This window comes from Sphingobium nicotianae, from assembly GCF_018603885.1.
GTDB classification, from domain to species: domain Bacteria; phylum Pseudomonadota; class Alphaproteobacteria; order Sphingomonadales; family Sphingomonadaceae; genus Sphingobium; species Sphingobium nicotianae.
Genome location: NZ_JAHGAW010000003.1, coordinates 101,954 through 124,244 on the forward strand (window position 1 = coordinate 101,954; position 22,291 = coordinate 124,244).

The following is a 22,291-nucleotide window of genomic DNA, read 5'->3' on the forward strand; positions in this document are numbered from 1 at the left end:
ACTCGAAGCGAACGGAGGTTGGTGCGCCCCCTACCGCGCGATTCCGCCCGCCGCCAGCACCGCCAGCGTCACCAGCTCCGACGCCGTGGATGCCATCGCGGCGACCTGCACCGGCAGGCTCATGCCGACCAGCACCGGGCCGATCACCGAATCCCCGCCCAGTTCGCGCAGCAGCTTGGCCGAGAGATTGGCGGACTGCAGGCCCGGCATGATCAGCACATTGGCCGGGCCGGACAGGCGACTGAACGGGTAGCTCTTCATCACGCGCGGATTGAGCGCCACGTCCGGCGCCATCTCGCCTTCATATTCGAAGTCGACTCCGCGCTCGTCGAGCTTGTGAACCGCCTCGCGGATGCCCTCCAGCCAGTTGCCCGGCGGGTTGCCGAAAGTCGAATAAGAGAGGAAGGCGACGCGCGGTTCATGGCCCATGCGGCGGGCGACGGCGGCGCTTTCGACCGCAATGTCGGCGAGCTCGTCCGAGCTCGGCCGCTCGTTGACCGTCGTGTCGGCCATGAACACGGTGTGGCTGCGGCCGACCAGGATGTGCATGCCAAAGCAGGTGCGATCCGGGGCCGGGTCGATCACCCGGCGCAGCTCGCGCATGGTCTGGCCGTAGGTGCGCGTGACGCCGGTCAGCATCGCGTCCGCCTCCCCCATCTTGAGCAGCAGCGCGCCGAAGATGTTGCGATCCCGATTGACCATGCGCTCGCAGTCCCGGCGCAGATAGCCGCGCCGCTGGAGGCGCTCGTACAGCGTGTCGACCATCCTCGGCACGAGCGGATGGTTGATGCTGTTGTAAAGCTCGAAGCTCTCCGGATCGCGCACGCCCAGTTCGCGCAGCTTGTCATACACGTCGTGCCGGCCGACCAGCACGGGGATGCCATAGCCGCCATCGCGGAACTGGATGGCCGCGCGCAGCACCGTCTCTTCCTCCGCCTCGGCGAAGAGGACGCGCTTTGGGCTGGCCTTGGCGCCTTCATAAGCAAGCGTCAGCACCGACGTCGTCGGGTTGAGGCGGGCGCGCAGTGACTGGCGATAGGCGTCCATGTCCTCGATCGGCTTGCGCGCGACGCCGCTCTCCATCGCCGCCTGGGCAACAGCGGCCGGTACCACTTCCATCAAGCGCGGATCGAACGGCGCGGGGATGATGTAGTCGGCGCCGAAGCTGTGCTTGGTGCCATAGGCGAGCGCGACTTCCTCGGGCACCTGCTCGCGCGCGAGGCTGGCGATCGCCTGTGCCGCGGCGATCTTCATCGTCTCGTTGATCGCCGTCGCCCGCACGTCGAGCGCGCCACGGAAGATGAACGGGAAGCCCAGCACATTGTTGACCTGGTTGGGATAATCCGAGCGGCCGGTCGCGACGATCGCGTCCGCCCGCGCAGCCTTGGCGACCGGCGGCAATATCTCGGGATCGGGATTGGCCATGGCGAAGATGATCGGCTTGGCCTTCATCTCGCCGATCCACTCGGGCTTCAGCGCGTCCTTGGCAGAGAGGCCGAGGAAGATGTCGGCGCCCTTGAGCGCATCGTGCAGGCTGCGCGCCTCGGTGCGCACGGCGTGGGCGGACTTGAACTGGTCCATTCCGTGCGTACGGCCCTGGTAGATGACACCTTCGCGATCGCACATGGTCACGCTCTCGTGCGGCACGCCCATCGCCTTGATCAGCTCGGTGCAGGCGATCGCCGCCGCGCCGGCGCCGTTGACGACGATCTTGGCGTCGCGAATGTCGCGGCCGGTGAGGTAACAGGCGTTGATCAGCCCCGCCGCGCAGATGATCGCCGTGCCATGCTGGTCGTCATGCATAACAGGGACGTTCATCCGCTCCTTTAGGGCGGCCTCGATCATGAAACACTCCGGCGCCTTGATGTCCTCCAGGTTGATGCCGCCGAAGCTCGGCTCCATTAGCGCCACTGCATCGATGAACGCCTGCGGATCCTCGGTGTCGAGCTCGATGTCGATCGAATCGACGTCGGCGAAGCGCTTGAACAGCACCGCCTTGCCCTCCATCACCGGCTTGGAGGCCAAAGCGCCAAGATTGCCCATGCCCAGGATCGCGGTGCCATTGGAGATCACGGCGACAAGATTGCCCTTGGCGGTATAGTCATAGGCTTTCGACGGATCGTCGGCGATGGCCTGCACCGGCACGGCGACGCCCGGCGAATAAGCCAGCGCGAGATCGCGTTGCGTCGCCATCGGCTTGGACGCGATGATCTCGATCTTGCCGGGCCGTCCATAGCTGTGGAACAGCAGTGCTTCGCGCTCGGAAAATTCGATGGATGCCTCGTGGGCAGGCTTGTCGTTGGTCTCGTCGGGCATTTTGTCGGTCATGGGGGAAGTGGTCCTCTCCAGTCATTCATGCCCTAACTATAATCGGACGTGCTCCACAAGAGGGCGCACGCATACTGGATCTTCGTCATTCCCGCTTTCGCGGGAATGACGGCATGTTGAAAGCGTCGGGGTGCAATAGTTGTGGACAGTCGGCCCAAGGCCTCCTCATCGTCTTTTCGCCAGGCGCCGCGCCTGCTAGTTCCCTCCGGTGAACAAACCGACCACTCCCATCATCAAAGCCGACAGCGCCCCCACGCCCATGATGGCGCAGTATCTCGCGCTCAAGGCCGAGGCCGGCGGCGACCTGCTCTTCTATCGCATGGGCGATTTCTTCGAGCTGTTCTTCGACGACGCCAAGATCGCCTCGCAGGTGCTCGACATCGCACTGACCACGCGCGGCGAGCATGCCGGTGAGCCGATCCCGATGTGCGGCGTCCCGGCGCACAGCGCGGACGGCTATCTCGCACGCCTGATCAAGGCCGGCCACCGTGTCGCCATTGCCGATCAGATCGAAACGCCCGAGCAGGCGCGGGCGCGCGGCTCCAAGTCGCTGGTCGGCCGGGCGATCGTGCGCTTCGTGACGGCCGGCACGCTCACCGAGGACGCTTTGCTCGACAGCCGCCGCGCCAATCTGCTCGCGGCGATCGGCGAAGTGGGCGGTGGCATCGCCATCGCGGCCGCCGACATCTCGACGGGGCGGCTGGAGGTTCTGTCGCTCGACGGCGGCGGCCTGGATGCCGAGCTGGCCCGGATTGGCGCGAGCGAGGTGATCGCACGACCGGGTCTTGCCGAGCGGATCGGCGCCGCGCTGCCGTTCGAAAGTCGGGGCTTTGACAGCGCCCGGGCCGAGGCGGACATCTGCCGCCATTTCGGCGTCGCGACGCTGGACAGCTTCGGCAGCTTCTCGCGCGCCGAACTCTCCGCACTGGGCGGCCTGCTCGCTTATCTGGAGCATGTCGGACAAGGTCGCATGCCCTTCCTCGCCGCGCCGGTGCGCGCCGGGACCAGCGACCACCTCGCCATCGATCCGGCGACGCGCGAGAGCTTGGAGATCGTGCAGACAGCGAGCGGTCAACGCGCCGGCAGCCTGCTCGCCACGATCGACCGTACCGTCACGGGTGCAGGCGCCCGCCTGCTCGCAGCCGATCTTTCCGCGCCGCTGATGGATCGCGGCCGCATCGAGGCGCGGCTCGATCTGGTGCGCTGGCTGTACGATGACGGACCGCTGCGCGAGGATATCCGTGCGCGCCTCCGTGCCCTGCCGGACATTGGCCGCGCGCTCGGGCGCGTTGCCATCGGCCGGGGCAGCCCGCGCGATCTCGGGCAGCTCCGCGACGGCCTCGACGCCGCCCGCACCCTGCGCGAGAAGCTCGGCCGCCTGCCCGACCGGCCGGCCTTGCTGGACGCACTGCTCCCAGCGCTCGACGGCCATGGCGCGCTGGTCGACAGGCTCTTCAACGCGCTCGTCCCCGCCCCGCCGACCGAGACCGCCAGCGGCAATTATATCGCCGAGGGCTATGACGCCGCGCTCGACGAGCTGCGCCGCATGGCCGGCGACGGCCGCCGCGCGATCGCCGCGCTGGAAGCGCGCTATCGCGAGCAGACCGGCATCGCCGCGCTCAAGATCCGCCACAATGGCGTGCTCGGCTATCATGTCGAAGTGCCGGCGCGCCATGCCGATGCGCTGATGGCGCAGGAGAGCGGCTTCACCCATCGCCAGACGCTCGCGGGCGTCGTGCGCTTCAATTCGGTCGACCTGCACGAGCAGGCCGGCCGCGTCGCCCAGGCGGGCGCCCATGCGCTGGCAGCCGAGGCCGCGCATTTCGAGGATCTGGTCGCGCAGGTGATCGCACGGCGCGATCCCATCTGCGGCGCGGCCGAAGCGCTCGCGCGGATCGACGTGGCGGCCGCGCTCGCCGAGTGCGCCGTCGAGGGCGGCTGGACCCGCCCGGCCTTCACCGACGAACCCTGCCTCGACATCGCCGGCGGGCGCCATCCGGTGGTCGAGGCGGCGCTGGCGAAGAGCGGCACTGCCTTCGTCGCCAATGATTGCTCGCTCGGCACGAACGACCGGCTCTGGCTCGTCACCGGTCCGAACATGGGCGGCAAGTCGACCTTCCTGCGGCAGAATGCCCTGGTCGTCATCCTCGCCCAGGCTGGCAGCTTCGTGCCCGCGAAGTCCGCCCGCCTCGGCCTCGTCGACCGCCTGTTCAGCCGCGTCGGCGCTTCGGACAATCTCGCGCGCGGACGCTCCACCTTCATGGTCGAGATGATCGAGACCGCCGCGATCCTGGCGCAGGCCACGCCGCGCAGTTTCGTCATCCTCGATGAGGTCGGACGCGGCACCTCGACCTATGACGGCCTCGCCATCGCCTGGGCGGTGGTCGAGGCGATCCATGACGTCAATGCCTGCCGCTGCCTCTTTGCCACCCATTATCATGAGCTGACCCGCCTCGCCGAGCGGCTCGACGCGCTCTCGCTCCACCATGTCCGCGCCCGCGAATGGAATGGCGACCTCGTCCTGCTCCACGAGCTGGCCGAAGGCCCCGCCGATCGCAGCTATGGCATCGCCGTCGCCCGCCTCGCCGGGCTTCCGGCGGCCGTGCTCGGCCGCGCCAAATCCGTGCTCGCCAAGCTCGAGGCCGGCAAGGCGCAGACCGGCGGCATCGCGGCAGGTCTCGACGACCTCCCCCTCTTCGCCGCCACGCTCGCCGCGCCGCTCGAAGAGAAAGCCGATCCACTGCGCGACAGGCTCGCCGCGATCGACGCCGACAGCCTCTCGCCGCGCGAGGCGCTGGATCTTATTTATGCCCTCAAGCTTTTGTCAGACAATGCGCCTATATAGGCGCGGATGAACAAGGTTCCCGACTCCCTGCATGGCCGCCGCTCGATCATCGATCGCCGCCAGGTCGCCGACGCGCTGAACGACCAGCTCGCCGGGTTGCCGGATACGACCGCGCGGCGTGAGGCGATCGTCGCGGCGCTTCGCGCGGCGCTTGCCGTCGGCCGCGAGGAAGTCTCGCGCCGCCTCGCCGCCAATCCGACACGCGGGCGCGATGCGGTCACCTCGCAAGCTTTCCTGATGGACCAGATCATCCGCATCCTCTTCGATGCGACGATCGCCTGGCTCTATCCGATCAGCAACCCGACCGCCTCCGAGCGGCTGACCCTGATCGCCGTGGGCGGCTACGGTCGCGGCGAGATGGCGCCGTATAGCGACGTCGATATCGGCTTCATCACGCCCTACAAGCCGACCGAATGGACCGAGCAGGTCATCGAATCCATGCTCTATGCGCTGTGGGATCTCGGCCTGAAGGTCGGCCACTCCAGCCGGTCGATCGACGAGACGATGCGCATGGCCAGGGCGGACCTCACCATCCGCACCGCGCTGCTCGAAGCCCGCTTCATCTGGGGTGATCGCACGGTCTATGAGGAATGCGTGAGGCGCTTCGACAAGGACGTCATGCAGGGCACCGCACGCACCTTCGTGGCCGAGAAGCTCGCCGAGCGCGACGCCCGCCACAAGCAGATGGGCGACAGCCGCTATGTCGTGGAGCCCAATGTCAAGGAAGGCAAGGGCGGCCTGCGTGACCTGCACACGCTCTTTTGGATCGGCAAATATGTGCATCGCGTCCGCTCGGTCGCTGAGCTGGTCGATGTCGGGTTGCTCACCCGCGCCGAACTCTCGCAATTCCAGCGCGCCGAGAATTTCCTGTGGGCCGTGCGCTGCCACATGCACGAGCTCTCGAAACGCGCGGAGGATCGCCTGACCTTCGACCTCCAGCTTGAGGTCGCGCGGCGCATGGGCTTCACCGAGAAGCGCGGCCGCTCCTCGGTCGAGCGCTTCATGCATCTCTATTTCCTGATGGCCAAGACGGTCGGCGACCTCACCGGCGTGTTCCTCGCCCATCTCGACGATGCCATGGCGAAGAAGGGCCGGCGTTATATTCCAGCCATGTTCACCCGCCCCAAGAAACTCGACGGCTTCGTGCTGGATCGCGGGCGCATCTCGATCCCCGACGACAGTTTCTTCCGCGAGAAGCCGGCGCGGATGATCGAGATCTTCGCGCTCGCGGACAAGCATGATCTCCAAATCCACCCGAACACGATGCGCGCGCTCAATCGCGACGCCGTACTGATCGACCGGGCCGTGCGCGAGGATCCCCAGGCCAATGCCCTGTTCATGAGCGTGCTGACCTCGCCGCGCGATCCCGAGAAGGTGCTGCGCTGGATGAACGAGGCTGGCACCTTCGGCCGTTTCGTGCCGGACTTCGGCCGCGTCGTCGCGCAAATGCAGTTCGACATGTATCATCACTATACGGTCGACGAGCACACCATCCGCGCGATCGGCCTGCTCGCCAAGATCGAGAAGGGCGAGTTCAAGGATGATCATCCGCTTGCCACCGCGATCATCGCCAAGATTCTCTCGCGCCGCGTGCTCTATGTCTCGGTGCTGCTGCACGACATCGCCAAGGGGCGGGGCGGCGATCACAGCCTGCTCGGCGCGCAGGTGGCGGAGAAGCTCTGCCCGCGCCTCGGCATGAGCGCGGCGGAGACCGAGACGGTCGCCTGGCTGGTCAAATATCATCTGCTGATGTCGGCCACCGCCTTCAAGCGCGATCTGGCCGATTACAAGACCATCCTCGACTTCGCCGAGGTGGTGCAGAGCCCTGAGCGGCTCCGCTTGCTGGTGCTGCTCACCATCGTCGATATTCGCGCCGTCGGCCCGGGCGTCTGGAACAGTTGGAAGCGCCAGCTCCTTACCGAGCTGTATGACGCCGCCGAGGAGGTTATCCGTCCCGGCCACAAGCAGCGCGGGCGGCAGGAGCGGATCGCCGCCAAGCGCGAGGCTCTCAGCCAGCGCCTCGGCATCGACGCCAAGGCGTTCGAGAAGCTGGTGAAACGCTTCCCCGACTCATACTGGATCGCCGAGCCGGATCATATTCTCGAGAAGAATGCGCGGCATCTGCTGGCCGCCGGCCGGTCCGACCTGTCGATCGACGCTCAGCCCGACCCCGAGCGCGGGGCGACGCTCGTCACCGTCTATGCCGCCGACCATCCCGGCCTCTTCTATCGTCTCGCCGGGGCCATCCATCTCGCAGGGGGCAACATCATCGACGCGCGCATCCACACGCTGCGGGATGGCACCGCGCTCGACAACTTCCTGGTGCAGGATCCGTTCGGCGGCCGGTTCGACGGGCCGGAGCAGATTGCCCGCATCAAGACCTATATCGAGGATGCGCTGCTCAACCGACAGACGCTGATGGCCAAGCTCGACCAGCGCCCGCTGCCGCGCACCCGCGCCGAGGCCTTCGAGGTGGTGCCGCAGGTGCTGATCGACAACAAGGCGTCGAACCGCTTCACCGTCGTCGAGATCGCCGCCCGCGACCGGCCGGCGCTGCTCTTGAGCCTCGCCTTCGCGCTCTTCCAGTCGAAGACCATGGTCCACAGCGCCCATGTCGCCACCTTCGGCGAGCGCGCCGTCGACACTTTCTATCTCACCGACCTGCTGGGCGGGAAACTTGAAAGCAAGACCCGCCTCGCGACGCTGGAGCGCCGCCTGATTGAGGCCGCGACCAACACGGCGGGCGAGATGCTCGACGTCAACGCCTTCGCGATGTCGAGCTGAGGCTCGGGGCCATCGCGCTGCCCATGGATGCCGAGTCAGATCTCGAAACCGTCCTGCTGGGCCCGGTCCTCGCGACCCGCGACTGCGGCGACTGCACGACCTGCTGCTCCGTCCTCACCCTCGACACGCCCGACTTCAAGAAACCGGCGGGCGCCCCCTGCACGCATCTTACGGCGCGGGGATGCAGCATCCACGCGGTTCGCCCGCATGTCTGCCGCACATGGTTCTGCGCCTGGCGCCGGGTTGCGGCGATGCCCGAAGCGGCCCGGCCGGACCGGTCCGGCCTGCTCGTGTCGATCAATTTCGTGCGCGAGCCGAGCAATTGCCTCGAAAGCATCTCGATCAACGTCCGCATGCTTCCCGGCAGCGCCGCGATCCAGAACGGCATGGCGCAGCAGGTGCTCGACAGCCTGTGCGATCAGCTCATCCCGGTCTGGTTCAGCGACGGGTCGCGCAAGATGCTGATGCACCCGGACAACGACGTCGCCCAGCTCATCATCTCGGGAGAGCCCGCCCCCGCGCATCTGGCTGAAGAGGTCGCTGCCTGGCGCGAGCGCTATGCCATCTTCGGGGCGAACGGCTAGGCGGCGATTTCTAGTTATTTCACACCCGGAACCGTTCGTCCGAGCCTGTCGAAGGGTCGGGCTGAGCTTATCGAAAAGCCATCAATCGCGGGCCTGTCACCCCCGGAAATTCCCCGGATAGGCAATCTCGTCGCGCGCCTTGCGGCCGCTCACCACTTCGCGCGCGCGCAGTGCTTCGGAGAGACTGTCGGGATCGCCCATGCGGCCGAGCGCGATCGCGGCTTCCAGCTTGAACGTGTCCGGCAGGCCCAGCCCTTCGGCGGCGGCCTTGTAGTCCACGCCGGCCATGCCGTGGCTATGATAGCCCAGCATCGTCGCCTGCAGGGCGAGCAGCCCCCAGGCCGCGCCGGCATCGAAGCTGTGCGTGCCGCTCGCCCGCTCGCCCATATATTTGTCCGAGGCGATGTAGATCAGCACCGAGGCATTCTCCGCCCAGGCGCGGTTGCCCGGCACCAGATAGGAAAGGAAGCGCTCCCAGTTGGCGTCGCCGCGCTTGGCGTAGAGCAGGCGCCAGGGCTGGTGATTCATCGCGGACGGCGCAAAGCGCGCGGCATCGAGGATCGTATCGAGATCCTCGTCCGGCATGTCGCTTGCGTCGAAGGCGCGCGGCGACCAGCGATCGAGGAACAGGGAATGCAGCTTGGTGTCGGTGGTGCGCGTCATGCGGGCGGCTCCCATGGGCGAGGATGTCGCCGTCCCCGATAGCCGCTGCGCCCCGGCGCCGCCAAGCGCCATGACAAAATCCTGTCCTACAGCGCCTGATCGATGGCAGGACATGCCTGCTCTTTCTCACCCGTGAATAATCGCTTTTCTCGATCACGCGTCAGCAGGCGTCGACGGATTATCCCCTTTTCGATGTTTTAATTCTTGTCCGCACCGTGACCTTCGTGAACTTCGCAAGATTATTGCGCAGTCTTGATCGACTGGCTCGATCAGTGCGAGAGCAGCAGGGGTATCGGCGCCTTGGCGAGCAAGGTCTTGGTCGCACCGCCGAAGAGCTGCTCGCGCAGGCGGCTGTGGCCATAGCTGCCCATCGCGCACCAGGCGGCGCCGGAAGTGCGCAATGCGTCGAGCAACTGCGCGCTCACATCACCGGTCTTCGCCTCCATCCGCGCGGTCACCTTGCAGCCGTGCCGGTCGAGATAGGCCGCGACATCGCCGGGATCCGCATCGCCCGCGCCGATCGTCAGCACTTCGACCTCGCTGGCCAGCTTGAGCAGCGGCACGGCGGCGCGAATCGCGGCATCGGCCGCCGCGCTGCCGTCCCAGGTCACCAGCGCCTTGCCGCTGAGGTCGACGCCGCGGGTCTGCTCGGTCGGCACCAGCAGGATCGGCGCCGAGGTGAGCTCGGCAAGGCGCGAGGCGGCGCTACCCGATTCGGCGATCTCGCCGACGCCCCGCTTGCCGACCACGATCAGGTCGACGAGCCGCGCATTGTCGGTGATCGCCGTATCCGACTGGCTGTGCACCCGGGCCCATTCATAGCTGACGCCTTCATTGGCGAGGCGAGGCTCGAGGCGATCGACATTGCCGTCCTCATTCTCGCGCTCATCCAGCAGCATGACGCCCGGCGCGCCGCCAATGCCGAACCCGTCCGCGATGACCGGCATCTGCACGACGTCGAGGCAGACGAGATGCCCCTCGACGGCGCGCACCACATCCAGCGCACATTGCAGCCGCGCCTCCTGACACACATCATCATGGATCAGCACCATCACGGTCTTCATGGCAACGCCTCCTGTCGCGTCCGACTCATCCTCTTCGAACTTCTTTCATAGTGTCGCATTATGGCGCCTGTTCCTTGACCCGAGTCAAACGGAAGCCGTCACGGGAAGCGGGGATTCTTGGGACTTGCCTCAGGCGCCCTGCCTGACTATAGCGCCGCGCTTCCATGTTATCCGTGGAAAGCAAGAGGGACGGGCCGGCCAGTAGGGCTGCCGTGTTCGTCCGCAAACGTCTGCGAGCGCTCGCAAGAGCCGCCGCGCCAAAAGACAAGGAGACGAAAATGCCCAAGATGAAGACCAAGAGCGGTGTGAAGAAGCGCTTCAAATTCACCGCCACCGGCAAGGTCAAGCATGGTGTCGCCGGCAAGCGCCACCGCCTGATCAGCCACAACGCGAAATATATTCGCCAGAACCGCGGCACCTCCGTGCTGTCCGACGCGGATGTTGCTCATGTGCGCCTCTGGGCGCCCTATGGCCTCAAGTAAGGAGTAGGGCACATGGCACGTATCAAGCGCGGCACAACCACACGCGCCAAGCACAAGCGGATTCTGGAGCAGGCGAAGGGCTATTATGGCCGTCGCAAGAACACCATCCGCATCGCCCGCCAGGCCGTCGAGAAGGCCGGTCAGTATGCCTATCGCGACCGCAAGGTTAAGAAGCGCAGCTTCCGCGGCCTGTGGATCCAGCGCATCAATGCCGCCGTCCGCGCCGAGGGCCTGACCTATGGCGTGTTCATGCACGGCCTGAAGCTGGCCGGCGTCGAGCTCGACCGCAAGGTGCTGGCCGACATCGCGATGAACGACGGCGATGTCTTCAAGGGCATCATCGCGCAGGCGCGCGCGGCGCTCCCGGCGGCATAAGGGTCTTCAACCCAAGTGATCCAGGCGGGCGCCGAGGCAGACAGCTTCGGCGCCCGCTCTTGTTTTCGGCTCTCGCGCCCGCGGCTCTCCGCCCGGGCATCGCAGGAAAGAGGATAGAAATGACGCTGCATGTCTGGTCGCTCTATGTGGTGGCCGTGTTCCTGATCTCCGCCACGCCGGGGCCGAACATGCTGCACGTCATGAGCCAGTCGATCCATTTCGGCCCGCGCCGCGCGCTCGCCACCATGTGCGGCCTGATGAGCGCCGTGCTGCTCTGCCTGGTCGCCTCCGCGCTCGGCCTCGGAGCCTTGTTCAAGGCGGCGCCGCGCCTGTTCGATCTGCTGCGCTACGCGGGCGTTGCCTATCTCATCTATCTCGGTATCAGGGCGTGGCGCGCGCGCATCTCGACCGATGACGAAGGGCCGGGGTCCCCGCGCAGCGGCTGGACCCTGTTCGGCACCGGCCTATTGACCGGGCTCAGCAATCCGAAGCTGATCGTCTTCGCCGCCGCGCTCTTCCCCCAGTTCATCGATCCGCAGCGCGCCTTCGCACCGCAACTTGCGATCCTTGTGGGGAGCTTCGTGGTTATCGAAAGCTTCTGGTATGCCGTCTATGCGTTCGGCGGGATGCGGTTGGCCGCCTGGCTGCGACCGGTCGCGCGCCAGCGGCTGTTCAACCGGCTGACCGGTGCCCTGTTCGTCGGCTTTGGCGGCGCCCTGCTCGGCAGCAGGGCCTGACCGGCGCGGCCGCCGCGCAACAATTCGCGAGGAGGGCTGGTGATATCTCCGGCGCCCTTTTCGTTTGCGGGGAATTAGGCTAGCGGACCGGCCCATGAGCGAGATCACATCCCTGAGAGACGGCCTCCTGGCCGACATCGCCACGGCGGACACGCTGGACGCGGTCGAGGCGCTGCGGGTCGGCGCACTCGGCAAGAGCGGCGTCGTGACCGGCCTGCTCAAGACATTGGGCGCGATGACGCCCGAGGAGCGCCAGGCCAAGGGCCCGGCGATCCACGATCTGCGCGAGAGCGTCACCGCCGCGATCACGGCGCGCAAGGCCGCGCTGGAGAGCGCAGCGCTCGATGCCCGTCTCGCCGCCGAGCGGATCGACATGAGCCTGCCGGCCCAACCGGTGCCGCAGGGCAGCGTTCATCCGGTCAGCCAGGTGATGGACGAGCTGGCCGAAATCTTCGCCGACCTCGGCTTCTCCGTCGCCACCGGCCCGGAGATCGAGGACGATTGGCGCAATTTCACCGCGCTCAACATTCCCGAGACGCATCCCGCCCGTGCTATGCATGACACCTTCTATTTCGGCGACAACGCGAGGGCCACCGGCGGAGACGGCAATCCGGCCGCCATGCTGCTGCGCACCCACACCTCACCGGTGCAGATCCGCACGATGATGAACGAGGCGCCGCCGATCCGCATCATCGCGCCGGGACGCGTCTATCGCTCGGACAGCGACGCCACGCACACGCCGATGTTCCATCAGATCGAGGGGCTGGTGATCGACAAGGGCATCACCCTTGGCCATCTCAAATGGACGCTGGAGACCTTCCTCAAGGCCTATTTCGAGCGCGACGATCTTGCCATCCGCCTGCGGCCGAGCTTCTTCCCCTTCACCGAGCCCTCGGTGGAGTTCGATGCCAGCTATTCGCTGGTCAACGGCCAGCGAGTGCTGGGCGGCAATGACGGCTTCATGGAGCTTGGCGGCTCTGGCATGGTGCATCCCAATGTCATCCGTGCCTGCGGGCTCGATCCGCAGGAGTGGCAGGGCTTCGCCTTCGGCATCGGCGTCGATCGCCTCGCCATGCTCAAATATGGCATGAACGACCTGCGCGCCTTCTTCGACGGGGACCTGCGCTGGCTGCGTCACTACGGCTTCTCGGCGCTGGACGTGCCCACGCTGAGCGGGGGAGTGGGCGCATGAAGTTCACCCTGTCCTGGCTCAAGGAGCATCTTGAGACCGACGCCACGCTTGACGAGGTTCTGGTCGCCCTGACCGATGTCGGCCTGGAGGTCGAAGGCGTCGAGAATCCAGCCGAGAAGCTCGCTGGGTTCAAGATCGCCAAGGTGCTGACCGCCGCGCCGCATCCGCAGGCCGACAAACTGCAGGTGCTGAGCGTCGACGCGGGCGACGGCCCGATGCAGGTCGTCTGCGGCGCGCCCAATGCGCGGGCGGGCCTGGTCGGCGTGTTCGGCACGCCCGGAACGACGGTGCCCGCCAACGGCATGGTGCTGCGCGTCGCCGCCATCCGCGGTGTCGAATCGAACGGTATGATGTGCTCCAGCCGCGAGCTGGAGCTGGGCGACGATCATGAGGGCATCATCGAGCTGCCGGCCGACGCGCCAGTCGGCACGGCCTTCGCCGACTATGCGCAGCTTGACGACCCAGTCATCGACGTCTCGATTACGCCCAACCGGCAGGATTGCATGGGTGTACGCGGCATTGCCCGCGATCTTGCCGCCAAGGGCCTCGGCCGCCTGCGCGCGCTCGACGACATCGTCGCCATGCTGCCGCAGATCGCGCCGGACGGGCCGGGACCGGACGTGCGCACGGACGATCCGGACGGCTGCCCCGCTTTCTATGCGCAGAGCGTCCATAGCGTCAGCAACGGCCCGGCGCCGGAGTGGCTGCAGCGCCGCCTCAAGGCGATCGGCCAGAAACCGATCAGCGCGCTCGTCGACATCACCAACTTCATCATGATCGGCCTCGGCCGCCCGCTGCACGTCTATGACATGGCGAGCCTCAAGGGCGGCCTCGTCGCGCGCAAGGCGATGGCGGGCGAGCAGGTGCTGGCGCTCAACGGCAAGACCTACGCGCTGACCGAGACCATGACCGTCATCGCCGACGCCGAGACGGTGCACGACATCGGCGGCATCATGGGCGGCGAGCATTCGGGCGCGCAGGACGGCACCACCGACGTCCTCATCGAATGCGCCTATTTTACGCCGGAGACGATTGCCCAGACCGGCCAGGCGCTTGCCCTCACCTCGGACGCGCGCCAGCGCTTCGAACGCGGCGTCGATCCCGCCTTCCTCGACGAGGGTCTGGCGATCGCGACGCGGCTCGTGCTTGCGCTGTGCGGCGGCAAAGCCAGCGCGGTGACCCGCGCGGGCACGCCGCCGACACAGCCCAACATCGTCACCGGTTATCTGCCCGAAATGGTCGAGGGCCTCGCCGGCGTCAGCGTCGCGCCGGACCGGCAGCAGGCGATCCTCGCATCGCTCGGCTTCACGGTCGAGAGCGGCGAGACCTGGGCCGTCACCGCGCCGAGCTGGCGCCGCGACATTGCCGGCACGGCCGACATCGTCGAGGAAGTCGTGCGTATCGAGGGCTTGGACAAGGTGCCCTCGACGCCGCTGCCGCGCGCGCCCGGCGTCGCCCGGCCGACCGCGACGCCGCTTCAGCTCGTCGAGCGCCGGGCGCGCCGGGCCGCCGCCGCACATGGCCTCAACGAGGCGATCAACTGGTCCTTCATCTCGGAAGCCGAGGCCGCGCCCTTCGGCGGCGGCGACTGGACCTTGGCCAATCCGATCAGCGAGGACATGAAGGTCATGCGCCCGACCTTGCTGGCCGGGCTATTGTCCGCCGCGCGGCGCAATGCGGATCGTGGCGCCGCCTCAGTCCGCCTGTTCGAGATCGGCCGACGCTATTTCCGCGACACAGACGGCTCCAGCAGCGAGCATCCGACGCTCGGGCTGGTAATGGCCGGCGAAAAGCAGCCGCGCGGCTGGCAGGATGGCAAGGCAAAGGCGTTCGACGCGTTCGACGCCAAGGCCGAAGTTCTCGCCCTGCTGACCGCCATTGATGCACCGGTCGCCAAGCTGCAAATGATGGGCGACGCGGGCCATGCCTATCATCCCGGTCAGTCAGGCACCCTGCGGCTCGGTCCCAAGACCGTGGTCGCGGCCTATGGCGTGCTCCACCCGCGCCTCGCCCGGGCCTTCGATCTGGATGGTACGGTGGTTGCCGCGGAAATCTATCTGGATGCCATTCCGCAGCGCAAGAAGAGCGGTTTCATGCGCGCGCCTTATGCACCACCCGCCTTGCAGGCGGTGACGCGTGACTTCGCCTTCCTGGTGCCCGAAGCGCTGGAAGGTGACGCGCTGGTGCGGGCCGTGCGTGGCGCCGACAGGAATGCCATCGTCGAGGCACGCCTCTTCGATGTCTTCGCAGGACAAGGCGTGCCCGAGGGGCACAAGAGCCTCGCCATCGAGGTGACGCTCCAGCCGGGCGAGAAGAGCTTCACCGACGACGAACTGAAGGGCATTGCCGAGCGCATCGTCGCGGCGGCGGGCAAGGTGGGTGCGTCCTTGCGGGGTTAGCGTCTGGCCGTTTTAACCCGAGAACCGTTACATTCTCCGTTCGCCCTGAGCTTGTCGAAGGGCCGTTCTTCTGCCTGAGACGCCGATAAGAAAAGGTCACCCTTCGAAAAGTTCAAGGCGAACGGAACATAACGAGCGGTTCGATTTCCCCGGATGAGCGATCATTTAGCGCTTCTTGCCCGGGATCGGCGCCGTGCCGCCCGCCGGCAGCCGGCAGCCGCGGCTGACCGCCAGCCCGTGCAAATAGCCGCGCCGGGCGAGGCCGGCATTGACAGCCGCGTCGAAACGCCGGTCGGCCGGGGCGGCGCCGCTCACCTCGCGCACCAGTCCGCGGAACGGGATGAGCGAATTGACCACGGCCTCGCCGCCCGCAGCGGCCAGCTTGCCAAACTTGTTCTCATTCTCGGCGCTGTTGCTGCCGAAGTCCGGCCCGATCACCGCGTTCAATTCGCCGATCGCCGCGACCACCGGCCGGCAGCCCTTGCCGGGATCGGCGTAAGGCTGCTTGACGGCGGCGGCGAGAATGGGCGGCACCTTGGCCTTGTCGATGCCGACATCGCGGCCCGGTTGGGTGACGATATGACCCGCTTTCTTCAGCGTATCGTCTTCCTTCTGCGGCGCCTCTTCCTTTTTCGGCTGCTCGGTCCGCTCCTGTGCGGAGACGGCGCCGTTCAGGCTCAACGCGGCGAGCAGGATGATCGGACGGAACGACATGGCGGTTTCCTCGCGCGGCTGACTACTCTTGTAACCAGCGGGACGAGCGGATGGTTCCGCGCGATGTCCCGCGCCTAGTGATCGTCCTCGATCTCGTCGTCGGCGAGCGGAGCCGGGCGGGGATTCTTCTTGGCGTCGAGGATGAGCATCATGGCGACGCCGAGCACCGCGTCCGGACCCATGTGCGGATCGAGGCCCTGGCGATGCATCCATTTGCTGAGCGTTCCGTTGCGCTCGAACACGCTCATCGCCATCAGCTCGATGCTGGCCATGAAATAGCTCGACGGCGGCTCAGGCTGGTCGCTGCGATCCGCGCTGACCTCCTCGAGATAGTGCAGGACCTCGTCCCTGATCATCCGCGTCTTGGTGTCGGCCATTCGATCCTCCGATGCCGGGAGATTATCCCGCCCGGTCGCCGATAGCGCGTCGGAATGCCCAAGGCCAGCATCCGGAAGCAGGAACCGATGATCGGTTGCGCGCGCAGGGTCCAAGGCGATATCCCGCCATAGCAGGCGAAGGAGAACCCATTCGATGATCGACATCACCGGCGATGGCCTCTCGGCGACGATCAATCCGCTCGGTGCCGAGCTGTGGAGCCTGAGTGACGGTACGGGCAGGCGGCTCCTGCACGATGGCGATCCGGCGATCTGGGTGGGACGCGCGCCCTTGCTCTTCCCGATCGTCGGCGGCTTGCGGGACGACAGCTATCGTCTCGACGGGCTCCGCTACAGCATGGCTCGGCATGGCGTCGCGCGGCGCCAGAGCTTCGATCTCGTCGCGCAAGAGCCCGATCGCGCACTCTTCCGCCTCACCGACAACGAGGCGACTCGCGTCGCTTACCCTTTCGCGTTCCAGTTTGATGCCGAATTCAGCATCGACGGCGCGAGCCTGACGATGACTCTCAGCGCTACCAATGCCGGCGAGGCGGACATGCCGGTCAGTATGGGCTATCATCCCGCCTTCGCCTGGCCGCTGCCTTATGGGCTGCCGCGCACCGACCATCGCATCCTGTTTGACGCGGCGGAGCCGGACACGCTCTGCCTGCTCGACAGCACGGGGCTCATCGCGACGGACGACAGGCCGAGCCCGGTCGACGGCCGCATGCTGGCGCTCAACGACGATATCTTCGCACAGGACGCGCTGATCTGGCGCCATCCGCGCAGCCGCGGCTGCCTCTATGGCGTGCCAGGCGGCCCGAATTTGCGCGTCGACTGGAGTGAGATGCCGAGCCTCGGCATCTGGACCAAGCCCGGCGCGACCTATGTTTGCATCGAGCCATGGGACGGCATCGCCGATCCGCAGGGCTTCGCGGGCGAGATATGGAACAAGCCCGGCATCCACCGCCTTGGCGCGGGCGAAAGCGTGACGCACTGGATGCGGGTCACTTTGACGCCGTCGTGATCCGCGCGGGACAGTTCAGCACGACACCGATCCCGCGGACATAGCCGCGCCGCGCGAGGCCGGCATTGACGGCCGCGGTCTTGCGCCGGTCCGCGGGCGCGGCGCCTGAAATCTCGCGCACCAGGCTGCGGAAAGGGATCAGCGAGTTGACGACCATCTCGCCGCCGGCCAGCGCGATCTGGGTCGCCTTGTCCTCATTGGCCTTCTGGTTGGCGTCGAAATCGGCGCCCAGCGCCTGATTGAGCCGGGCAAGCTCATAATCGACCCAGGCGCAATTCTGCCGATGTAGCGGCGCATAAGGATCCTTCACCGCCTCCTGCAGCACCAGCGGTATGCTCGACTTGCTGATGCCGACATCGCGCGCCGGCTGGATCGCGATCTTGCCGGCCTTGTCGAGCGCATCGTCGGTCCGGTCGACGCTCGGCGGCTGCGCTTGCGGCTGTTGCTGGGACGAGGTGGGAGAGGGCGTCGGCGAAGGCGTGGGCGCCGGATAGCGATAGGGCAGGCGCGGCGGCGGCCAATAGGGATCGGAAGAACCTTCCTGCGCCGCCAGCGAGCCATGCGTGACCGCCAAGATCATACCGGCGACGAGGCAACCACCGCGGCGACCGGCTCGCCAGCGGGCACGATTGGCCGGAGATTCGATCAGCTTGCGGTTCATCCTCCGTTTTCCCTATAGGGGCCCGACTTTCATCGCGCTGAACCGAGTAACGCAGCGCGCTTCCCAACGATCCAGCACCGGTCACCCAATGACGACTCCAGAGCGCCGCACCTTCGCAATTATATCGCATCCCGACGCGGGAAAGACGACTCTTACCGAGAAGCTGCTGCTCGCCGGCGGCGCCATCCATCTCGCCGGCGAGGTCAAGGCGCGCGGTGCCAACCGGCGCGCACGCTCGGACTGGATGAAGATCGAGCAGCAGCGCGGCATCTCGGTGACCTCGTCGGTCATGACCTTCGAACGACCGCAGGCGGACGGCAGCATCATCACCTTCAACCTGCTCGACACGCCGGGCCACGAGGACTTCTCTGAGGATACCTACCGGACGCTGACTGCCGTCGACAGCGCCGTCATGGTGATCGACGCGGCCAAGGGCATCGAGCCACAGACGCTCAAGCTGTTCGAGGTGTGCCGCCTGCGCTCGGTGCCGATCATCACCTTCGTCAACAAGGTCGATCGCGAGGGCCGCAATCCCTTCGAGCTGCTCGACGAGGTGGCGGACAAACTGGCTCTCGACGTCTGCCCGATGAGCTGGCCGGTCGGCATGGGCGGTGAGTTCGAGGGCATTTACGACTTCGCGACCAACCGGCTGTTCCAGCCGCACGGGCCGAGCCGCGAGTTTGACGACAGCTTCCAGCAATTCGCCGGCCTAGACGATCCCAAGCTCGCCGCGGCCCTCTCCGCCCATGGCCTCGCCAAGCTGCGCGATGAGGCAGAGCTGGCGCAGGGCGGCTATGCGAGCTTCGATCTCAATGCCTATCGCCATGGCGACCTGACGCCAGTCTATTTCGGCTCGGCACTCAAGCGCTTCGGCGTCGGTGAACTGATCGAGGCATTGGCGAGGTACGCGCCGCCGCCGCGCCCCCAGCCGGCCGAGCCGGCGCCGGTCGAACCCGAGCGCGGCGACGTCACCGGCTTCATCTTCAAGGTGCAAGCCAATATGGACCCGCAGCATCGCGACCGCATCGCCTTCATGCGGCTCTGCTCGGGCAGGTTCAAACGCGGCATGAAGCTGACGCCGAGCGGCACCGGCAAGCCGATGGCGGTCCATTCGCCGATCCTTTTCTTCGCACAGGACCGCGAGATTGCCGATGAGGCTTTCCCCGGCGACATCATCGGCATCCCAAATCACGGCACCCTGCGGGTCGGCGACAGCCTCTCCGAAAAGGCGGACGTGCGCTTCACCGGCCTGCCGAATTTCGCGCCGGAAATCCTGCGCCGCATCGCGCTCAAGGATCCGACCAAGACCAAGCAGCTGCGCAAGGCGCTCGACGACCTTTCCGAGGAGGGCGTCATCCAGGTCTTCTATCCCGAGATCGGCAGTCAGTGGATCATCGGCGTGGTCGGCCAGCTCCAGCTCGAAGTTCTGATCTCGCGGCTGGAGGCGGAATACAAGGTGGAGGCGGTGTTGGAGCCGGCGCCGTTCGACACGGCCCGCTGGCTCTCCGGCGAGGCGCGCAAGCTCGACGACTTCTCGGGTATCAACCGCTCGAACATGGCCAAGGACCGGGACGGCAATCCGGTGTTCCTCGCGCGCTCCGCCTGGGATGTCGGCTACCAGTCCGAGCGCAATCCGGACATCGCCTTCAGCGCGACCAAGGAGCGATAGCGTACCGATGCTTCGGACAGAGCGCCTGCGATTGGTGCCCTGGTCCGACACGCATCGCGGCGCGTTCGCGGCCATGAATGCCGATCCGGTCGTGATGGCCGATCTGGGCGGGCCTATCACGCAGGAGCAGAGCGACACCAAGCTGCGCCTGTATCGCGCGGCACAGCAGGAACGCGGCATTTCGCGCTGGGCCGTCGAGGACCGCGACGGCAGGTTTCTTGGCTATGCCGGCGTCATGCCGCGCCCCGATCCCGATCATCCGCTCGGTCCCCACTATGAAATAGGCTGGCGATTCATTCGCTCCGCCTGGGGCCATGGCTATGCGACGGAGAGTGCCGGGGCAGCACTGGCTCATGCGGCGATGCATCTGCCAGGCACCGAGATTCTGGCTATGACGGCGCCGGACAACCGGAGATCGCAGGCGGTCGTTGCACGACTTACTCTGCTTCGCGCTCCGGAAAGGGACTATGTCTTCGTTGACCACATGTCCAATCGATGGCCAACCATCGTCTGGATAGCGCAGCAGGGATCCCGGCCGAGCTTTGACGCTTCTTAGGAAGCCGCCCGAGCTTGCCCAGTCCGGTCGCGACGATAGGCGAACCGGTCGCGAATATGACTCTGGAAATACCGTCCCTTGGAGATGGCGCGGGCCAGTCCTGCTACGATCCGCTGCGGCACGTCGAAATAGCTGTAAGTCTCGCCGCTGACGAAGCGGATGTCGAGACGACAGGCGGCCGGATCATATTGATAGCTGTGGATGACTGTGGAGGGCATGACAGGCAAACGCGGCGCGCCGGCGCTGGTTTCCAGGCATCGCTTGACGACCCCACGCTAAATCCCGTCGATGATCGCCTGCGCCGCCAGCCGGCCGGTCTGCGCGCCGCCGTTCATGAAGCCGGGCCAGGCATCGGACACATGCTCACCGGCAAAGAAGATCGGTCCCGATCGCGCGATCTGCTTGGCGACGCCCTGCTCCTCCAGCCAAAGCTGGCCGCCATATTTGATGAACTGGCCCGGCCGGAAATTGGTGTAGGCGCCGCGCGTGAAGGGATCGTCGAGCCAGCCGGTGACAAGGCTGTTCGGCAGCGCGGCGCCCGCCGGGTCGCCCATCGCGCCGCCGACCGCAGCTTCGACGCTGGCGCGCAGGCCGAGCCGATCGCGCGCGGCATTGACTTGATCGCCGCCGAGATACCAGGTGAGCGTACCGCCAGAGCCGGTCTGACCCATGGTGCATTCCCACACCTCGGCAAAGGTCGCGCCCTTGCTCAGGTCCCATGTCGAGCCGGCCGGCCCCATCGCGCTCTGCGCCCAAGGACGCGAGCGATAGGGCGCGTTGAGCTTGGCGCAGCGGCCGAGACGGACCTCCCTAGCGAAGGCGGCCCATTTGGGCGAGAAAAGCCCACCATGCGGCAGGGTGCCGAGCACGGGCGCGGGCACCGTCAGGATCACGCGGTCGGCGGTGACCGGGGCACCGCGATCGAACCGCAATGTCACGCCGCCCGGCCCGCGCGAGATCGAGACCAGCCGGCGGTTGAGCTCGATCCTGTCGGCATGCAGCTTGGCAAGCGCCGCCGGGATCCGCCCCGAACCGCCGGCGAGCACATAATGCTCGTCGCTCTTGCCGAGAATCTCGTAGGCTTCGCCATCGACGGTCGGCAGGTTGAAGATGAGCTGGACGGCGCTCGCCTCACGCGGCTCGGCACCGAACTCGGTGCGGATCGTCTGTTCCAGCAGCTGCCGCACCACCGGATCGAGGAGCAGCGCGGCATGCTTGTCGAGATAGGCCGCGACCGAAATCGTATCGAGCTCGGCGATGGCCTTGTCCGGCTCGGAATCGAGCCGCTCGCTGTCGGCCGCGATCTGCCCGGCGATGGGCATGAGCGCCGCCGCGAACGCCTTGTCGTCGAGAATTCGCTTGTCGCGCAGCAGCACTTCGCGCCCAGGCATCGCCTTACGGTCGATCAGTGGAATGTCGAACCGCTTGGCCAGCGCCAGCATGTCGGCATGATCGCTGTTAACCAGCTGGCCCCCGATTTCGATCCAGCCGCCCGGGTTGTTCGCGTCGGGAACGGTGAACACCCGCCCGCCAACCCGGTTGCGTCCCTCGTAGAGGCGCGCCTCGATGCCTGCCTCTACCAGCTTGTCGAGCGCGACCAGTCCGGCGAGGCCGCTGCCGACGATCGCTACGCTGCGCGGCTTGGGGCCTGCCGCGACAGCCGGTGCGGCGGCCATTGCAGCGCCCGCGCCGATCGCTTTGATGAGCGCGCGGCGGCTGATCCCGTCATGGCCCGGACGCGGCGAAGCCAGACCCTGCTGCTCACGAAGCTCCCGGCGGGCATGCTCCAGCGCCCGGCGAACCAGTGTCGAACCATGCATGACGAGCCCTCCCAGAC

At 66.6% G+C, this 22,291-nt stretch carries 19 protein-coding genes; 11 read left to right on the forward strand and 8 right to left on the reverse strand.

What is annotated here, in order from left to right; translation table 11 throughout:
• Positions 1-30: 30 nt before the first annotated feature.
• Positions 31-2,328 carry an NADP-dependent malic enzyme gene (locus KK488_RS05010; RefSeq protein WP_250890096.1) on the reverse strand — a complete coding sequence of 766 codons (2,298 nt, stop codon included), beginning with the start codon at positions 2,326-2,328 and terminating at the stop codon, positions 31-33.
• 259 nt (positions 2,329-2,587) lie between these two features.
• On the opposite strand from KK488_RS05010, the gene mutS reads away from it, so the two are divergent.
• From mutS to KK488_RS05025, 3 genes are read left to right on the forward strand one after another with little or no spacing between them, the layout of a single operon-like run.
• Positions 2,588-5,173, forward strand: coding sequence for a DNA mismatch repair protein MutS (gene mutS, locus KK488_RS05015; protein WP_214622293.1), 2,586 nt, complete (start codon positions 2,588-2,590; stop codon positions 5,171-5,173).
• 6 nt (positions 5,174-5,179) lie between these two features.
• The gene (locus tag KK488_RS05020) at positions 5,180-7,957 is read left to right on the forward strand and encodes a [protein-PII] uridylyltransferase (RefSeq protein WP_214622055.1); all 2,778 of its coding nucleotides are present in this window, start codon (positions 5,180-5,182) and stop codon (positions 7,955-7,957) included.
• A gap of 23 nt (positions 7,958-7,980) precedes the next feature.
• On the forward strand, positions 7,981-8,541 hold the full coding sequence (locus tag KK488_RS05025; RefSeq protein ID WP_214622056.1) for a YkgJ family cysteine cluster protein: 561 nt from the start codon (positions 7,981-7,983) through the stop codon (positions 8,539-8,541).
• A gap of 96 nt (positions 8,542-8,637) precedes the next feature.
• Here KK488_RS05025 and KK488_RS05030 read toward each other — a convergent pair whose 3' ends face one another.
• Positions 8,638-9,204, reverse strand: coding sequence for a nitroreductase family protein (locus tag KK488_RS05030; RefSeq protein WP_214622057.1), 567 nt, complete (start codon positions 9,202-9,204; stop codon positions 8,638-8,640).
• Between the two features lie 269 nt (positions 9,205-9,473).
• Positions 9,474-10,268, reverse strand: coding sequence for a universal stress protein (locus KK488_RS05035; protein WP_214622058.1), 795 nt, complete (start codon positions 10,266-10,268; stop codon positions 9,474-9,476).
• A 278-nt stretch (positions 10,269-10,546) separates the two neighbouring features.
• Here KK488_RS05035 and rpmI point away from each other — a divergent pair, with 278 nt between their 5' ends.
• The 5 genes from rpmI (at position 10,547) to pheT (ending at position 15,453) form a co-directional block, all read left to right on the forward strand.
• The gene (gene rpmI / locus KK488_RS05040; RefSeq protein ID WP_007711873.1) at positions 10,547-10,750 is read left to right on the forward strand and encodes a 50S ribosomal protein L35; all 204 of its coding nucleotides are present in this window, start codon (positions 10,547-10,549) and stop codon (positions 10,748-10,750) included.
• Between the two features lie 12 nt (positions 10,751-10,762).
• Positions 10,763-11,125, forward strand: coding sequence for a 50S ribosomal protein L20 (rplT, locus tag KK488_RS05045; RefSeq protein ID WP_214622059.1), 363 nt, complete (start codon positions 10,763-10,765; stop codon positions 11,123-11,125).
• A gap of 119 nt (positions 11,126-11,244) precedes the next feature.
• A complete protein-coding gene (locus KK488_RS05050) occupies positions 11,245-11,862 on the forward strand; it encodes a LysE family translocator (protein WP_214622060.1) in 618 nt (205 codons plus the stop codon).
• Positions 11,863-11,956: 94 nt separating this feature from the next.
• Positions 11,957-13,054: a phenylalanine--tRNA ligase subunit alpha gene (pheS, locus tag KK488_RS05055; RefSeq protein WP_214622061.1), complete on the forward strand. Its 1,098-nt coding sequence runs from the start codon at positions 11,957-11,959 to the stop codon at positions 13,052-13,054.
• Positions 13,051-15,453: a phenylalanine--tRNA ligase subunit beta gene (gene pheT, locus KK488_RS05060; RefSeq protein WP_214622062.1), complete on the forward strand. Its 2,403-nt coding sequence runs from the start codon at positions 13,051-13,053 to the stop codon at positions 15,451-15,453. Before pheS ends, pheT begins: the two co-directional genes overlap by 4 nt.
• A 165-nt stretch (positions 15,454-15,618) precedes the next feature.
• On the opposite strand, the gene KK488_RS05065 is transcribed toward pheT, so the two are convergent.
• Together KK488_RS05065 and KK488_RS05070 are read right to left on the reverse strand one after the other, a co-directional pair.
• Complete coding sequence (locus tag KK488_RS05065; protein ID WP_214622063.1) at positions 15,619-16,167, reverse strand: hypothetical protein; 549 nt, start codon at positions 16,165-16,167, stop codon at positions 15,619-15,621.
• Between the two features lie 74 nt (positions 16,168-16,241).
• On the reverse strand, positions 16,242-16,544 hold the full coding sequence (locus tag KK488_RS05070) for a hypothetical protein (protein ID WP_214622064.1): 303 nt from the start codon (positions 16,542-16,544) through the stop codon (positions 16,242-16,244).
• 154 nt (positions 16,545-16,698) lie between these two features.
• Between KK488_RS05070 and KK488_RS05075 the strand changes: the two genes are divergently transcribed.
• Entirely contained in the window at positions 16,699-17,568 is an 870-nt protein-coding gene (locus KK488_RS05075) for an aldose 1-epimerase family protein (RefSeq protein ID WP_214622065.1), read from the forward strand.
• On the opposite strand, the gene KK488_RS05080 is transcribed toward KK488_RS05075, so the two are convergent.
• The gene (locus KK488_RS05080) at positions 17,549-18,229 is read right to left on the reverse strand and encodes a hypothetical protein (protein WP_214622066.1); all 681 of its coding nucleotides are present in this window, start codon (positions 18,227-18,229) and stop codon (positions 17,549-17,551) included. The two genes, KK488_RS05075 and KK488_RS05080, sit on opposite strands and share 20 nt — an antisense overlap.
• An 88-nt stretch (positions 18,230-18,317) precedes the next feature.
• Between KK488_RS05080 and KK488_RS05085 the strand changes: the two genes are divergently transcribed.
• Both KK488_RS05085 and KK488_RS05090 read left to right on the forward strand, forming a co-directional pair.
• Positions 18,318-19,898, forward strand: a complete 1,581-nt coding sequence (locus tag KK488_RS05085; protein WP_214622067.1) for a peptide chain release factor 3 — start codon at positions 18,318-18,320, stop codon at positions 19,896-19,898.
• A gap of 7 nt (positions 19,899-19,905) precedes the next feature.
• Positions 19,906-20,454 carry a GNAT family N-acetyltransferase gene (locus tag KK488_RS05090; protein WP_214622068.1) on the forward strand — a complete coding sequence of 183 codons (549 nt, stop codon included), beginning with the start codon at positions 19,906-19,908 and terminating at the stop codon, positions 20,452-20,454.
• Here the strand turns inward: KK488_RS05090 and KK488_RS05095 are convergent.
• Both KK488_RS05095 and KK488_RS05100 read right to left on the reverse strand, forming a co-directional pair.
• Positions 20,451-20,672, reverse strand: a complete 222-nt coding sequence (locus KK488_RS05095; RefSeq protein WP_214622069.1) for a KTSC domain-containing protein — start codon at positions 20,670-20,672, stop codon at positions 20,451-20,453. The genes KK488_RS05090 and KK488_RS05095 overlap by 4 nt on opposite strands.
• A gap of 57 nt (positions 20,673-20,729) precedes the next feature.
• Complete coding sequence (locus tag KK488_RS05100) at positions 20,730-22,274, reverse strand: flavin monoamine oxidase family protein (RefSeq protein ID WP_214622070.1); 1,545 nt, start codon at positions 22,272-22,274, stop codon at positions 20,730-20,732.
• Positions 22,275-22,291: the final 17 nt, after the last annotated feature.